Here is a 13,714-nt window from a genome sequence, read left to right as displayed (position 1 = left end):
GTCAACGACCCCGGTAGGACGTCCACCCGGAATAGCCGCGCCGCCCCAGCGGTTCTGCGGGATGTAAGTTGAATCGTCAACTAAAGGAGCGCAGGGCCATGCAGTTCGGTGTCTTCTCGGTCAGCGACATCACCCCCGACCCGACGACCGGCCTCGCCCCCACCGAGGCCGAGCGGCTGCAGGCCGTCCTGCGCATCGCGGAGAAGACCGAGGAGGTCGGCCTCGACGTCTTCGCCCTCGGCGAGCACCACAACCCGCCGTTCATGTCGTCCTCGCCCACGACGACGCTCGGCTACCTGGCCGGACGCACGGAGCGCCTGCAGCTCTCCACCGCCACGACGCTGATCACCACCAACGACCCGGTGAAGATCGCCGAGGACTACGCGATGCTGCAGCACGTCTCCGGCGGCCGCGTCGACCTCACGCTCGGGCGCGGCAACACCGGCCCCGTCTACCCCTGGTTCGGCCAGGACATCCGTCAGGGCATCCCGCTGGCGGTGGAGAACTACGCGCTGCTGCGCCGGCTGTGGGACTCCGACGTCGTCGACTGGGAGGGGACGTTCCGCACGCCGCTGCAGGGCTTCACCTCCACCCCGCGCCCCCTCGACGGCGTCGCGCCGTTCGTCTGGCACGGCTCGATCCGCAGCCCCGAGATCGCCGAGCAGGCCGCCTTCTACGGCGACGGCTACTTCGGAAACCACATCTTCTGGCCCGCCGACCACACCCGGCGCATGGTCGACTTCTACCGCCGTCGCTTCGAGCACCACGGCCACGGCGACGCCGACCGGGCGATCGTCGGGCTCGGCGGCCAGGTGTTCGTGCGGAAGAACTCGCAGGACGCCGTCCGCGAGTTCCGGCCGTACTTCGACAACGCCCCGGTCTACGGGCACGGGCCGTCGCTCGAGGACTTCACCCGCGAGACGCCGCTGACCGTCGGCAGCCCGCAGGAGGTCATCGACCGGACGCTCGGGTTCCGCGACTACGTCGGCGACTACCAGCGCCAGCTGTTCCTCATCGACCACGCCGGGCTGCCGCTCAAGACGGTGCTCGAGCAGCTGGACATCCTCGGCGAGGAGGTCGTGCCGGTGCTGCGCCGCGAGTTCGCGGCCCGCAAGCCCGCGCACGTGCCCGACGCCCCCACCCACGAGTCGCTCGTGGCGGCTCGCCTCGCCCAGGAGGTGACGGTCTGATGACCACCCGCACCCTCGCCGTCGTCAGCGCCGGGCTCTCGTCGCCGTCGTCGACGCGGCTGCTGGCCGACCGCCTCGCCGACGCGACGACCGCGGCCCTGCGCGAGCGCGGGGTCGAGGTCCGCGTCGAGGTCGTCGAGCTGCGCGAGCACGCCCGCGACCTCGCCGACCACCTCGTCACCGGCTTCCCGAACGCCGCGCTGCGCCCGGTGCTCGACACCGTCGCCGGCGCCGACGGCGTGATCGCCGTGACGCCGATCTTCTCGGCGTCCTACAGCGGCCTGTTCAAGACGTTCGTCGACGTCCTTGACCGGGGGGCCCTCGACGGCACGCCGGTGCTGCTCGGCGCCACCGCGGGGACGGCGCGCCACCAGCTGGCGCTGGACCACGCGATGCGCCCGCTGTTCTCCTACCTGCACGCCGCCGTCGTGCCCACCGCGGTGTTCGCCGCGTCCGAGGACTGGGGCGCCGGCGGGGTCGGCAGCGAGCTGGGCGCGCGCATCGAGCGCGCCGGCGCCGAACTCGCCGCGGCGGTCGCCGCCCGGCCGGCGTCGGGCCCGGCCGACCCCTTCGCCGACGTCCCCGACTTCACCGCCCTGCTGTCCCGCTGACCCCGCTCCACCCGAGAGGTACGCCCATGAGCACCGACATCGAGACCCGCCGCGCCGCCGTCCGCGAGCGCTACCTGCGTCCCGTCGGCGAGCGGCCGGCGTCCACCGCCCGCGGCCTGCACCACACGGCGCTCGTGTCGAGCGACGTCGAGCGGACGGTGGCGTTCTACCAGGACGTCCTCGGCTTCCCGCTCACCGAGCTGATCGACAACCGCGACTACCCCGGCTCGTCGCACTTCTTCCACGACATCGGCAACGGCAACCTGCTCGCGTTCTTCGACTTCCCCGGCCTCGATCTCGGCCCGTACGCCGAGGTGCTCGGCGGGCTGCACCACGTCGCGATCAGCGTCGACCCGGCCCGCTGGGAGGAGCTCGTGGGGCGCCTCGCCGACGCCGGGGTCGAGCACGAGGTGCACAGCGGCGTCTCGGTGTACTTCCGCGACCCCGACGGCGCGCGCATCGAGCTGATCTCCGACCCGCTCGGCGAGATGTACGGGCACCAGGTGCTCTAGCGGACCGGCACCGGGACCCGGTCGCCGCTCGAGGCCACCGACGCCGGCCGCGGCGGGATGGCCCCGACGATCACCCGGCGACGGACGGCACGGCCGTGGGTGCCGAGGACACGGCGCTCAATTAAAGCACTCGATTGACAGATGCGAGGTGGGGTCGTTCACTCGGTGCCGTGCCCGCCAAGGCCCGGACCGACCGCAACGCCCGGACCGACCGCAACGCCCACACCCGGACGACCATCCTCGACGCCGCCGAGCGCCTGTTCGCCGAGCACGGCGTCCACGGGGTGTCCAACCGGCAGGTCGCCGACGCCGCAGGCCAGGGCAACACCGCGGTGGTCGGCTACCACTTCGGCACCAAGGCCGACCTCGTCCGCGCCATCGTGCGGCGCCACACGACGGCGATCGAGCGCACGCGCGAGGAGATGGTCGAGCAGGTCGCGGGCAGCGACGACCTGCGCGACTGGCTCGCATGCCTCGTGCGCCCGGCGTTCGACCACCTCGCCACGCTGGGATCGCCGACCTGGTACGCCCGCTTCGGCGCACAGGTGATGACCGACCCCGCGCTGCGCGAGATCCTCGTCGACGAGTCGCTGTCGTCGCCGGCGCTGCTGCGCATCCTCGACGGGCTGCACGCCTGCCTGCCGAGCCTGCCCCCCGCGGTGTTCCGCGAGCGCGGCGACGTCGCGCGCCACCTGCTCGTGCACGTCCCCGTCGAGCGCGAGCGCGCCCTCGCCGACGGCGCCCCCACCACCCGGGCGACCTGGGCCGACACCGCCACCGGCCTCGTCGACGTGCTCATCGGCGTCTGGCTCGCGCCCGTGACCGCCACCCCGGACCACCCGACGGCAGACCAGGAGCCCGTGTGACCCCCTCCCCCGGCACCACCACCCCCCTCGACCTCCGGCGCACCGGCTTCGGCCCGGCCCCGGACGCCGAGGAGCTGCGGGACGGCGCCGGGATCGCCCGGGTGCCGACGCCGTTCGGCCCGCCGGCGTGGCTGCTGACCCGGCAGGCCGACGTCCGCCGGATGCTCGGCGACGCCGACACGTTCGCCAACGGCTGGACCCCGGACGACCTCGCGGGTGAGGTCCGACGCGACCCCCGCCAGCTCTCCGGGGACCGCACCGGCAACCTGCTCTCGCTCGACCCGCCGGAGCACACGCGGCTGCGCAGGATGCTCGCCGGCGAGTTCACCGTGCGCCGCATGCGCCGCCTGGAGCCGCGGATCGTCGAGATCGTCGACCACCACCTCGACGCCCTCGAGCGGTCCGGCGCGCCCGCCGACCTCGTCGCGCAGTACGCGCTCCCGATCCCGTCGCTCGTCATCTGCGAGCTGCTCGGCGTCCCGCCGGGCGACCAGGACGAGTTCCAGGCGCGCACGAGTGCCCAGCTCGACACGGGGCTGCCGGAGGAGCGACGCGTGGCGCTCGCCGCCGAGGCCCTGGCCTACATGCAGACCCTGGTGGCCCGGGCGCGGCGGAATCCGGGCGACGACCTCATCGGCATGCTCCTGCGCGAGCACGCCGACGACCTCACCTCCGACGAGCTCGTCGGCATCGCGAACCTGCTGCTGGTCGCCGGGCACGAGACGACGGCCAACATGCTCGGTCTCGGCACGCTCGCCCTGCTCCGCCACCCCGACCAGCTCGCCGCGGTGCGCGACGACGACGACGCGGTGGCGCCCGCCGTCGAGGAGCTGATGCGCTGGCTGTCGATCGTCTCGAGCGGCTCGCCGCGCCTCGCGCTGCGCGACGTCGAGATCGAGGGCGCGACGATCCACCGCGGCGACCTCGTGGTGTTCAACCTGCCGGCCGCCAACCGCGACCCGGCGGTCGGCGACGACCCCGACCGCCTCGACGTCACCCGGGACGCCACGCCGCACGTCGCCTTCGGGCACGGCGTGCACCACTGCCTCGGCGCACCACTGGCCCGCATGGAGATGCGGATCGCCTTCCCGGCCCTGCTGCGCCGCTTCCCGACGCTGCACCTGGCGATCCCCGACGACGAGGTCGCCTGGGCCACCCAGCACGCCATCCACGGGCTGGAGCGCCTGCCCGTCGCCTGGTGAAGGGTGCGTCGGGCGGCGACCCCAGTCGAGCGGTAGGTGCCGCCGACACCTCGCGCCAACGCTTCGATGACCGAAGCGTTGGCGAGGGATCCCACTGGACCACGCCCCGCGAAGCAGCCGACGGTCCAGAGAACGCTTCGGTTTTCGAAGCGTCCCTGGCAGGTCGGTCGAGGTCGGGCCGCGACCCGGTCGAAATGGAGGGTGCTGGCCACCCCTCGCGCCCACGCTTCGATTTCCGAAGCTTCCTCCGCGGGGTCGGGACCGTCCCTCAGAGCGACGACCAGAAGTCCACGAGCACGCGGGCGGCTCGGTGCGGGTCCTCGGCCAACCACCAGTGCCCCAGGCCGTCGAGCACCGCGACGCGAGCACCCGCGCGCTCGGCCATCGCACGGCGCTGGGCGTCCGTGCCCACGACATGGTCGCCGGTGGCGATCACGGCGAGTCCGGGACGCCGTGCGGCCGCCGCCAGCCCCGCGCCCTCGGAGGCCATCCGCGGCGGCACGAGCGAGCGGTAGTGCGTGAGGATCGCGCGCCCCATGGCCTCGTCCTGGCCCGCGACCACCTCCGTCGCCACCGCCTCGGGCATCCCGCGACCGACGAGCAGGGCCACCACGGCCTCCACGTCACGGTCGGGGCCGAAGCGCTCGGCCACGTCGGACTCGCCGACGCCGGGCGTCTGCCAGCGCTGCGCGAGCTCGTGCCAGACGTAGTCGGGCGCGAAGCTCCCGATGACGTCGCTGACCCAGCTGCGCAGCAGGTCCGGCCGGGTCATCGCCACCCGCAGCGTGTGGCCGCCACCGAGGTCGTGGCCGACGAGGTCGACCGGGCCGTGCTCCGCGACGAGCGCCTCCAGCTCGCCGACGAGCCAGTCGCGGTAGGCCTCCGGGGTCGCCGGGAAGTCGTCGGGCAGCGGCGCCCCGAAGCCGGGCGGGGAGAGGCGCACCACCTGCTCCCCCGGCACACCGAGCGTCCCGAGCGTCTCCAGCAGGGGGTCCCAGACGGCCGCGGTCTCGGGGTTGCCGTGGACCAGCACCGTCGTCATGCCGCCCCCGTCACCGGCACGGTCGGCTGGAGGACCGCCTCGACGAGCGCCTCGGCGCGCAGGTGCTCGATCCGCTGGTAGGCGGGGTCGCGGATCATCGCGACGAAGTGCTCCCGGCTCGGGTAGCGCACCAGGAGCACCATGTCCCAGGCCTGCCCCTCCTCGGCCGCCAGGGCGCGTCCGCCCTCCCCGAGGTAGGTGATCTGCACGCCGTGGCGCGCGCTCACCGCCCCCACCGCGTCGACGTAGCGCTGGTAGCTCTCCCGGCCGCCGTCGGGCCGGAAGCGCAACAGGTTCAGCATCACCACGGGCCCGCCGGGGTCCTCCGCCAGCAGGGTGTCCAGGGCGCTGTCCTCGAACTCGATCACTGTGTGTCCTCTCGTCGAGAGCCACCCTCACATACTTGTCGGCTGACACGCAAGTAGTGCGCTACGCTCCTGGCCATGCCCACCCAGCAGGAACGTCGGGAGCGCACCGAGGCGGCGCTCGTGGCCGCGGCCGCCGAGCTGGTCGTCGAGTCCGGGGTCCGCGCGCTCACGCTGGCGAAGGTCGGCGAGCGGGCCGGGTACAGCCGCGGGATCGTCACCCACCAGTTCGGCTCCAAGCAGGGCCTCGTCGACGCCCTCTCCCGCGCGATCCAGGGCGGTTTCGTCCCGGGCCTCGAGGAGATGCCGCCGGGCCTCGAGCGGCTGCTCGCGCTCGTCGACGGGTACCTGCACGCGCTCACGGGCCTCGGCACCGCCAACCGCGCCTTCCTGCTGCTCTGGGCCGAGGCCGCCACCGCCTCCGAGCTCGCGGCGACCTTCCGCGAGCGCGACCGCGGCTTCCGCGCCGACCTCCGCGAGGACGTCGAGGCCGGCGTCGCCGCGGGCGACATCCGCGCGGACACGGACCCGGACGCCGTCGCCGTCGCCGTCGTCGGCCAGCTGCGCGGCATCGGCATGCAGCGCCTGCTCGATCCCGAGGGCGTGGACACCGAGCGCCTGCGCGCCCAGGTGCCCGCGCAGTGGCGCCGCGCCCTGACGCCCGGCTGACCGGCGCCCCTTCAGGTCCGCTCCAGGTCCGGCCGGGATCATGACCGCGTGCGAGCCACCGGGGACACCGACCGATGACGACGGCGACCGTCGAGGGCCTCACCGACGCCCGGGCGCGCGAGCTCGCGCGGGAGGGGAAGGCGAACGCGCCGGTCTCCGGCTCCGGGCGCACCACCGCGCGCATCCTGCGCACGACCGTCTTCTCCTTCTACAACAACACGCTCTTCGTCATCGGGTTCGCGCTGCTCGCGCTCGGGCGCTACAGCGACGCGCTGGTCAGCGTGGGTCTCGGCATCATCAACGCGGCCCTCGCGGCGTTCCAGGAGCTGCGGGCGAAGCGCCAGCTCGACCGGCTGCAGCTCCTCGCGCGCGAGCCCGTGACGGTGGTGCGCGACGGCGTCGAGCGGTCGGTGCCGCCGTCCGAGGTGGTCGTCGGCGACCTCGTGCGGCTGCGCAGCGGCGCGCAGATCGTGGTGGACGGGCCCTTGGTGGCCGGCGGTCTCGAGGCCGACGAGTCCCTGCTGACCGGCGAGTCCGACCCGGTCGCCAAGGCGGTCGGGGACCCGCTGCTCTCGGGCAGCTCCTGCTCCGGCGGCGAGGGACTGCAGCGCGCCGAGGGCGTCGGCGTCGACAGCCACGCCGGGCGGCTGACGATCGCCGCGCGCGAGGACACCACCGGGCTCACCCCGCTGCAGCGGCGGATCGACCTCGTCGTGCGCCTGCTCATCCTGCTGGTCCTGCTGATGAGCGGCGCGATCCTCGCCCAGGCCGCGCTCGACGGTTCGACGGTGCTGCGCTTCGTACAGACCTCCGCGGTGCTCTCGGGCCTCGTCCCCTACGGCCTGTTCTTCCTCATCGCCGTCGCCTACGCGGTCGGGGCCGCGCGCATCGGCGGGCGCGGGGCGCTCGTGCAGCAGACCAACGCCGTCGAGGCGATCAGCCGCGTCGACGTCGTGTGCACCGACAAGACCGGGACGCTGACCAGCGGACGGCTCGCGCTGGTGGAGGTCGTGCCCGCGGGGGGCGACGAGGCGGGCGCGCGGGCGCTGCTCGGGACCTTCGCCCGCTCGGTCGCGAGCACCAACGCCACCACCACCGCCCTGGCCGCGGACACGTCGCTGGCCGGCGACCCCGCCGAGGTGCTCGACGAGGTCGAGTTCCGCTCGTCGCTGCGCTGGAGCGGGATCACGCTCGCCGACGGCACCGCCCTCGTCCTCGGCGCGCCGTCCACGGTGCGTCCGGCCCTGGCCGACGCCGCGGTGGTCTCCGAGGACGCGGTCCGCCGGCGCACGGGCGAGGGCCTGCGCGTGCTCGTGCTGGCACGCGGGGAGGGCGCGCTCCACGACGCCGACGGACGGCCCCGGCTGCCGCGCCTGCGCGCGGTCGCGCTCGTCGCGCTGGCCGACGAGCTGCGCGAGGGCGTCACCGACGTCCTCACCGGCCTCGCCGCCGAGGGTGTCGCGGTCAAGGTCGTCTCCGGCGACGACCCCGACACCGTCGCCGCCCTCGCCCGCCGCGCGGGCCTCGACGCACCCGCGATGGCCGGGCCGGCGCTCGCCCGGCTCGAGGGCCCCGACACCGACGCCTTCGACGAGGCCGTCGCCACCCACGGGGTCTTCGGGCGGATCGCCCCGGAGCAGAAGGAGCAGATCGTCGCGTCGCTGCGCCGCCGCGGGCACCAGGTGGCGATGGTGGGCGACGGCGTCAACGACGCCCGCGCACTCAAGCGTGCGCAGGTCGGGGTGGCGATGCGCTCGGGCAGCTCGGTGACCCGGGACGTCGCCGACATCGTGCTGCTCGACGACTCGTTCGCCACGCTGCCACCCGCCCGCACCGAGGGCCGCCGGATCATCGCCGGCGTCGGCTCGTCGATGTACCTGTTCCTGTCGCGGGTGGCGACCCAGATGCTCGTCATCCTCACCGTGACGCTGCTCGGGCTCGGCTTCCCCTACACGCCGACACAGGTGGGTCTGACGCTGTTCACCGTCGGCGTGCCGACCTTCTTCATGACGCTGTGGGCCCGTCCGAAGCCGCCCGACGACGACCTGCTGGTGTCGCTGGCACGGTTCGTCATCCCGGTCGGCGTGCTCACCGCCGGCTTCGCCACCGCGATCTACGCCTACCTCTACCGCCGGATCGCCGACGGCTTCACCGGCACGCCGTTCCCGCAGGCGATCACGCTGTTCGAGCAGTACACCGGGCTGACCTACGGGGTGGACGCCGACTTCGTCGAGGCCTCGGCCACCCTCGGCGCCCAGTCGGCGATGTCGGTGTTCGTCTCGAGCACGGCGATCGTGCTGATCCTGCTGCTCGAACCCCCGCACCGGATCTTCACCGCCTGGGCGCCGGTGAGCAGCGACCGCCGCCCCACCTGGCTCGCGCTCGGCCTGTTCGCCGCCTTCGCGGTCGTGCTCGTCGTCCCGGCCACCCGGGAGTACTTCGGGCTCACCGCGCCCGACCCGCCCGTCGTGGAGATTCCCGCGATCGCACTGGTGCTGTGGTTCGTCACGCTGAGCGTCGCATTGCGGTACCGGGTGCTCGAACGCGTCCTCGGCCTCCGCCCGCGGCCTGCCCCGGAGGTCCCGACCACTCCCTGACCGGACGAGCGCTGCACCGATCCGGTGCTTTCTCGGTACAGGCCTGCCCCACATGGCGACCAGGGCGTGATCTGGACCACCATCGCTGGTGCCGTGTTCAGTCCGTGAGCGACGGCCGTCCCTCCGTACTCGTCCGGTACGCCCCGAGTGGTCCCGAGTACGGCCCCGGTGGTGGATCAGGAGGTCCCCGCCCATGTGGCACCTGCACTGGCGTGCTGACGCACGCCACCCCCACGGCGTCGACACGGTCGACGGTGGGAGCACGACCGGCACCGACGGCCGGCCCGGGCGTCGTCGGCGCGCGAGCGGCTCGACGCCGTTGCGCGGCACGTTCCAGCACGTCCGGAGCGACACCCCCGACGCGGCGATGGCCGCCGACGTCCCCGAGTCGGTGCGTGTCCGTGGTCGCTGACAAGTCCGCCGGCCTCGACGCCGACACCCTCGCCTTCACCCTGGCCGACCCCGGCGCCGAGACCTGCCGCGAGGTCGCGCGCGCCCTCGCGCCGTTCACGCGCCCGGACCGCGGGCTGGTCCTGTCCGGCTCCGCGGCCGCGGCGCTCGCCGAGGTCTTCCGGCGGCTCGCCCGCGACGGGGAGGTGCCCGACGTCGCGGTCCGGGCGGCCCGGCGGCTCCTCACCGACGTCGCGGGGGCCGAGAGCGGGGGCGAGGACCGGACACGCGCCGGGACCTCGACGGGCACGGCCCCCACCCCGCGGTCACCGAGCGACCGGGACCCGCAGGCCCTGGCCGCCCGGTGACCGGGGCCTTCACACCGGGGCAGCTCACACCGGGGTGACCTCGACCCGGGTGTCCGAGAACGTCGGAGCGTTGCCGAGGTCGGCGAAGACGAACGGGTTGACCGCGTTCACCGTGCTGCCGTCCTTGGCGTTCTTCGCCCACGAGCCCATCGGGCACACGACGACGCCGACGGAGACCTCGTCGGAGACGTCGGCGAGCGCGACGAACCGGCCGCGGTCGTTGGACACCTCGACGTAGCGTCCGTCGGTGATGCCACGCGCCTCGGCGTCGGCGGGGTGGATGGTCACCTTCTGCTCGCCCTGCACGCGCTTCTGCATCGCCTGGTCGCCCGCGCTGGAGTTGATGTAGGCGTGCGACTTCGGCGAGAGCAGGTTCAGCGGGTAGACCTCACCGGTCTCGCGCGGCGCGATGTAGTGCGGCAGCGGGTCGACGGTGCCGCCGGGCTGGAACTCCTCGCAGAGCTGCCGGAACAGCGGGACGACGAAGTTGCCGGCCGCCTCGAGCGCCGACGAGCGGAACTCGGTCTTGCCCGAGGGCGTCGGGAAGTTCCCCTCGGCGTGCGGGGCGTACGCGTCGGGGCCCGGCAGGTTCAGCCGCGCCCACCCCGTCTCACGCAGCGAGTCGAGGGTGATGCCCTCCATCGCCGGCGCCGACCAGTCGTAGGCCTGCGCCAGCAGCTCCTCGTCGGTCAGGCGGAAGTACTCGTCGTCGAAGCCCATGCGGGCCGCGAGCCGCCGGAACAGCTCGGTGTTGGGGATCGACTCCCCCTCCGGCTCGACGGCGGGGACGTTGAGGGTGACGTAGAAGTGGCCCCAGCTGAACATCAGGTCGTGCTGCTCGAGCTGGGTCGTCGCGGGCAGGACGATGTCGGCGTAGCGCGCGGTGTCGGTGAGGAAGTGGTCGCTGACCACCGTGAACAGGTCCTCGCGGGCCAGCCCCCGCGCGATCTTCTCCTGCTCGGGGGCCACGACCATAGGGTTCGAGTTGTAGACCATGAGCGCGGTGACCGGCGGGTCGAGCGCTCCGTCGTTCCCCGTCGCTCCGCTCGCCCCGGCCTCCCCGGTGAGCGCCTGACCCAGCAGGAACTGGTTGACCACCCGGGTGCCCGGGGTGGCGAGCTCGGGGTGGATGAACGCCGGCCAGTTGACCGGGTGCGCCCAGAGCGGCAGCTGCAGCAGCCCGCCCCCGACGTGGCGCCAGGCGCCGACCAGCGCGGGCAGGCAGGCGAGCGACCGCACGGTCTGGCCGCCGCCGGCGTGACGCTCGATCGCGACGCCGATGCGGATGACGGCCGGGTCGGTGGTGGCGTACTCGCGGGCCAGCGTGCGGATGTCCTCGGCGGGGACGCCGGTCTCCTCCGACGCCCACTCCGGGGTGGCCGTGCGCACGCGCTCGGCGAGCTCGTCGAACCCGACGGTGTGGTCGCGGACGTACGCCTCGTCGTGCAGCCCCTCGCTGATGATCACGTTCATCATCGCCAGGGCGAGGGCGCCGTCGGTGCCGGGCCGCAGCGGGATGTGCCAGTCGGCGCGCTGCGCGGTGCGGTGGCGCACGGGGTCGATGCAAACGACCTTCGCGCCGCGCTTCTGCGCCTCGGCGATCACCGGCCACAGGTGCAGGTTCGTCGAGATGGTGTTCGACGCCCAGATGATGATGTAGCGCGCGTGGACCAGGCTCTCGGGGTCGACGCCCGCCGTCGCCCCGATCGTGGCCACGTGGGCGGTGCAGGAGCCCGAGTCGCAGTACGTGCGCTCGGTGATCGTCGCGCCGAGCTTGTTGAAGAAGGCGTCCCCCACCGACAGGCCGTTGAGGATGCCCTGGGTGCCGAGGTAGCTGACCGGCATGACGGTCTCGGGACCGTGCTCGGCGATCCTCGCCCGGAAGGTGTCGGCGATGGTGTCCAGCGCCTCGTCCCAGGAGATCTCCTCGAACCGGCCGCTGCCCTTGGGCCCGGTGCGTCGCATCGGGTGGAGCAGACGATCGGGGCTGTAGGTCTTCTCCTGGTAGTTGTTGACCTTCACGCACAGCCCGCCGCGGGTGAACGGGTGCTCCGGGTCCCCCGCGACCTTCGTCGCGCGGCCGTCCTCGACGGTGACGAGCATGGCGCAGGTGTCGGGGCAGTCGTGCGGACACGCGGCACGCACGATGGTCGTGGTGGGTGTGATCGGCAGGTCGTCCAGTGCGGTCACGGGCGCTCCCGGGGTCGGCGCGAGTGGTGGTGCCTCGCTGTGGTGGTGGTCCGGGCGGTCGGCGACGACCGTCACACCGGAGCCTGGCCGCGTCCGGGGGTCGGCGCTTGTCGCTGCGCGACGGATCGCCCACGCAGGGTTTGACCATGGCGTGGTGGGCTTCTAGCGTCGGAGGACTTCGTCGAGCACCTCTGCGAGCCGCCCGTGGCGACCACCACACGCCCCGTGGGCCCGTTCCCGCGGCCCCGCGCGGTGGCGCACGTCCCGGACGCCACCGACGTGCACGGGGCGACCGACCGCCTCGACGGCTGGCGAGACCTGATCCGCGAGCACTTCGTCGCCCTCGACGTGAACGCCCAGCGGGACACCCCGTTCGACGGGGCCGTCCGCAGCAGCCTCGTCGGGCACCTCGCGGTGGCGACGGTCGACTCGACCGACCAGCAATGTGTCCGCACGCCCGGCCTCGCCCGCCACGATCCCGACGACTACCTGCAGGTCGGCCTCATCGCCCGGGGTCACGCCGTGGTGCGCCAGGACGGCCGGGAGGCGCCGTTGGGCCCCGGGGCCTGGTCGGTCTACGAGACGGGGCGCCCGTTCGCGTGGAGGTTCCACGGACCGTGGCGGATGCTGGTGTTCACCTGGCCCCGCGACCTGCTCGGCATCTCCCCCGACACCTCCCGCGCGGCCACGGCCCGGGCGCTCGGCGGTGACCGCCTCGGCGGGATCGTCGGCCGGACGCTCGCGGACGTCGTCGCCGCGCCGCCGGAGCTCTCCCCCGCCGCGGCCGAGCGCCTGGCGACCGAGCTGGGCGACCTCGTCGGCACGGTGGTGGGCGAGGCGCTGCGCCGCGACGAGATCACGGGGACGCGGGGCGCGGCCGATCTCCGCGCCCGCGTGGAGGCGTTCGTCGCCGAGCACCTCGAGGACCCCGACCTCAGCCCCGAGACGATCGCCCGCGCGCACTTCGTCTCGACCCGCCAGCTGCACCGCGCCTTCGCCGACGCCTCGACGACGGTGAGCCGCCTCGTCCGCCGGCGACGCCTCGAGCACGGGCGCCGCGAGCTCGCCGACCCGCGTCTCGGCGGCGTCTCGGTCACCGACGTCGCGCTGCGCTGCGGCTTCGGCGACCTCGCCTCGTTCAGCCGCGCGTTCAAGGAGACGTTCCACGAGCCGCCGAGCACCTTCCGGCGTCGTCACGGCGCGTGACCGCCTTCTCGCGGAGAAAATTGTCGGTCGTCGCGGAACATCCCCAGCTCCTCGCGTCGTCACAGTGCCGAGAGCCCACCAGCCGGGCACCGCGAACAGACCGAGAGTGAGCAAACCATGAGCGCCGAGACCTACTCCTTCAGCAACGGCACCGTCTACCACGCCGACGGCACCGTGGCCGGCACCTACACCACCGACGCCGCCGGCAACATCGACTCGGTGTCCACCGACGAGGACGGCAACGGCGCCGTCGACACCGTCATCGCCGACACCGACCACAACGGCTCCTTCGAGTCCGCCGTCGTCGACACGAACGCCGACGGCTACGGCGAGGTCGTCCTGGTCGACACCGACAACGACGGCGACTTCGACACCTCCGCGGTCGACACCGACGCCGACGGCACCTTCGAGACCACCGCCTACGACCCCAACGGCTTCTGACCCGTGAGCGAAGTTCCCGGCCATAGCCGGGAACTTCACTCACGGAGGGTCCGGCGGCTTCTGAG

At 73.6% G+C, this 13,714-nt stretch carries 14 protein-coding genes; 11 read left to right on the top strand and 3 right to left on the bottom strand.

Annotated features, from left to right (window positions below):
• Positions 1 to 98: 98 nt before the first annotated feature.
• The 5 genes from PH191_RS01270 (at position 99) to PH191_RS01250 (ending at position 4,381) form a co-directional block, all read left to right on the top strand.
• Positions 99 to 1,190: an LLM class flavin-dependent oxidoreductase gene (locus PH191_RS01270; RefSeq protein WP_274192820.1), complete on the top strand. Its 1,092-nt coding sequence runs from the start codon at positions 99 to 101 to the stop codon at positions 1,188 to 1,190.
• Positions 1,190 to 1,801 (top strand): CE1759 family FMN reductase, encoded by a 612-nt coding sequence (locus tag PH191_RS01265; RefSeq protein WP_274192819.1) that lies wholly within the window; start codon positions 1,190 to 1,192, stop codon positions 1,799 to 1,801. The genes PH191_RS01270 and PH191_RS01265 overlap by 1 nt, the downstream gene beginning before the upstream one ends.
• A gap of 26 nt (positions 1,802 to 1,827) precedes the next feature.
• Positions 1,828 to 2,313, top strand: a complete 486-nt coding sequence (locus tag PH191_RS01260) for a VOC family protein (RefSeq protein WP_274192818.1) — start codon at positions 1,828 to 1,830, stop codon at positions 2,311 to 2,313.
• A 170-nt stretch (positions 2,314 to 2,483) separates the two neighbouring features.
• Positions 2,484 to 3,179: a TetR/AcrR family transcriptional regulator gene (locus PH191_RS01255; RefSeq protein ID WP_274192817.1), complete on the top strand. Its 696-nt coding sequence runs from the start codon at positions 2,484 to 2,486 to the stop codon at positions 3,177 to 3,179.
• On the top strand, positions 3,176 to 4,381 hold the full coding sequence (locus PH191_RS01250) for a cytochrome P450 (RefSeq protein ID WP_274192816.1): 1,206 nt from the start codon (positions 3,176 to 3,178) through the stop codon (positions 4,379 to 4,381). Before PH191_RS01255 ends, PH191_RS01250 begins: the two co-directional genes overlap by 4 nt.
• 268 nt (positions 4,382 to 4,649) lie before the next feature.
• Here PH191_RS01250 and PH191_RS01245 read toward each other — a convergent pair whose 3' ends face one another.
• Positions 4,650 to 5,423: an alpha/beta fold hydrolase gene (locus tag PH191_RS01245; RefSeq protein ID WP_274192815.1), complete on the bottom strand. Its 774-nt coding sequence runs from the start codon at positions 5,421 to 5,423 to the stop codon at positions 4,650 to 4,652.
• Complete coding sequence (locus PH191_RS01240; RefSeq protein ID WP_274192814.1) at positions 5,420 to 5,791, bottom strand: DUF1330 domain-containing protein; 372 nt, start codon at positions 5,789 to 5,791, stop codon at positions 5,420 to 5,422. The genes PH191_RS01245 and PH191_RS01240 overlap by 4 nt, the downstream gene beginning before the upstream one ends.
• Positions 5,792 to 5,866: 75 nt before the next feature.
• On the opposite strand from PH191_RS01240, the gene PH191_RS01235 reads away from it, so the two are divergent.
• The 4 genes from PH191_RS01235 (at position 5,867) to PH191_RS01220 (ending at position 9,812) form a co-directional block, all read left to right on the top strand.
• Complete coding sequence (locus PH191_RS01235) at positions 5,867 to 6,457, top strand: TetR/AcrR family transcriptional regulator (protein ID WP_274192813.1); 591 nt, start codon at positions 5,867 to 5,869, stop codon at positions 6,455 to 6,457.
• Between the two features lie 74 nt (positions 6,458 to 6,531).
• Positions 6,532 to 9,054, top strand: a complete 2,523-nt coding sequence (locus tag PH191_RS01230) for an HAD-IC family P-type ATPase (protein ID WP_274192812.1) — start codon at positions 6,532 to 6,534, stop codon at positions 9,052 to 9,054.
• A gap of 193 nt (positions 9,055 to 9,247) precedes the next feature.
• Positions 9,248 to 9,466, top strand: coding sequence for a hypothetical protein (locus PH191_RS01225; RefSeq protein WP_274192811.1), 219 nt, complete (start codon positions 9,248 to 9,250; stop codon positions 9,464 to 9,466).
• The gene (locus PH191_RS01220) at positions 9,450 to 9,812 is read left to right on the top strand and encodes a hypothetical protein (protein WP_274192810.1); all 363 of its coding nucleotides are present in this window, start codon (positions 9,450 to 9,452) and stop codon (positions 9,810 to 9,812) included. The genes PH191_RS01225 and PH191_RS01220 overlap by 17 nt, the downstream gene beginning before the upstream one ends.
• 24 nt (positions 9,813 to 9,836) lie before the next feature.
• On the opposite strand, the gene PH191_RS01215 is transcribed toward PH191_RS01220, so the two are convergent.
• Positions 9,837 to 12,002, bottom strand: coding sequence for a molybdopterin-containing oxidoreductase family protein (locus PH191_RS01215; protein WP_274192809.1), 2,166 nt, complete (start codon positions 12,000 to 12,002; stop codon positions 9,837 to 9,839).
• A gap of 204 nt (positions 12,003 to 12,206) precedes the next feature.
• Between PH191_RS01215 and PH191_RS01210 the strand changes: the two genes are divergently transcribed.
• Positions 12,207 to 13,208 carry an AraC-like ligand-binding domain-containing protein gene (locus PH191_RS01210; RefSeq protein WP_274192808.1) on the top strand — a complete coding sequence of 334 codons (1,002 nt, stop codon included), beginning with the start codon at positions 12,207 to 12,209 and terminating at the stop codon, positions 13,206 to 13,208.
• Positions 13,209 to 13,325: 117 nt separating this feature from the next.
• Entirely contained in the window at positions 13,326 to 13,649 is a 324-nt protein-coding gene (locus PH191_RS01205; protein WP_274192807.1) for a hypothetical protein, read from the top strand.
• Positions 13,650 to 13,714 lie beyond the last annotated feature (65 nt).

It is taken from the genome of Actinomycetospora callitridis, from assembly GCF_028737265.1.
GTDB classification, from domain to species: domain Bacteria; phylum Actinomycetota; class Actinomycetes; order Mycobacteriales; family Pseudonocardiaceae; genus Actinomycetospora; species Actinomycetospora callitridis.
This window is presented reverse-complemented; position numbering and strand designations above follow the sequence as displayed.

Coding starts and splice junctions, on each gene's coding strand:
- PH191_RS01270 (WP_274192820.1), top strand. CDS start 99: ATGCAGTTCGGTGTCTTCTCGGTCAGCGACATCACCCCCGACCCGACG.
- PH191_RS01265 (WP_274192819.1), top strand. CDS start 1,190: ATGACCACCCGCACCCTCGCCGTCGTCAGCGCCGGGCTCTCGTCGCCG.
- PH191_RS01260 (WP_274192818.1), top strand. CDS start 1,828: ATGAGCACCGACATCGAGACCCGCCGCGCCGCCGTCCGCGAGCGCTAC.
- PH191_RS01245 (WP_274192815.1), bottom strand. CDS start 5,423: ATGACGACGGTGCTGGTCCACGGCAACCCCGAGACCGCGGCCGTCTGG.
- PH191_RS01235 (WP_274192813.1), top strand. CDS start 5,867: ATGCCCACCCAGCAGGAACGTCGGGAGCGCACCGAGGCGGCGCTCGTG.
- PH191_RS01230 (WP_274192812.1), top strand. CDS start 6,532: ATGACGACGGCGACCGTCGAGGGCCTCACCGACGCCCGGGCGCGCGAG.
- PH191_RS01225 (WP_274192811.1), top strand. CDS start 9,248: ATGTGGCACCTGCACTGGCGTGCTGACGCACGCCACCCCCACGGCGTC.
- PH191_RS01205 (WP_274192807.1), top strand. CDS start 13,326: ATGAGCGCCGAGACCTACTCCTTCAGCAACGGCACCGTCTACCACGCC.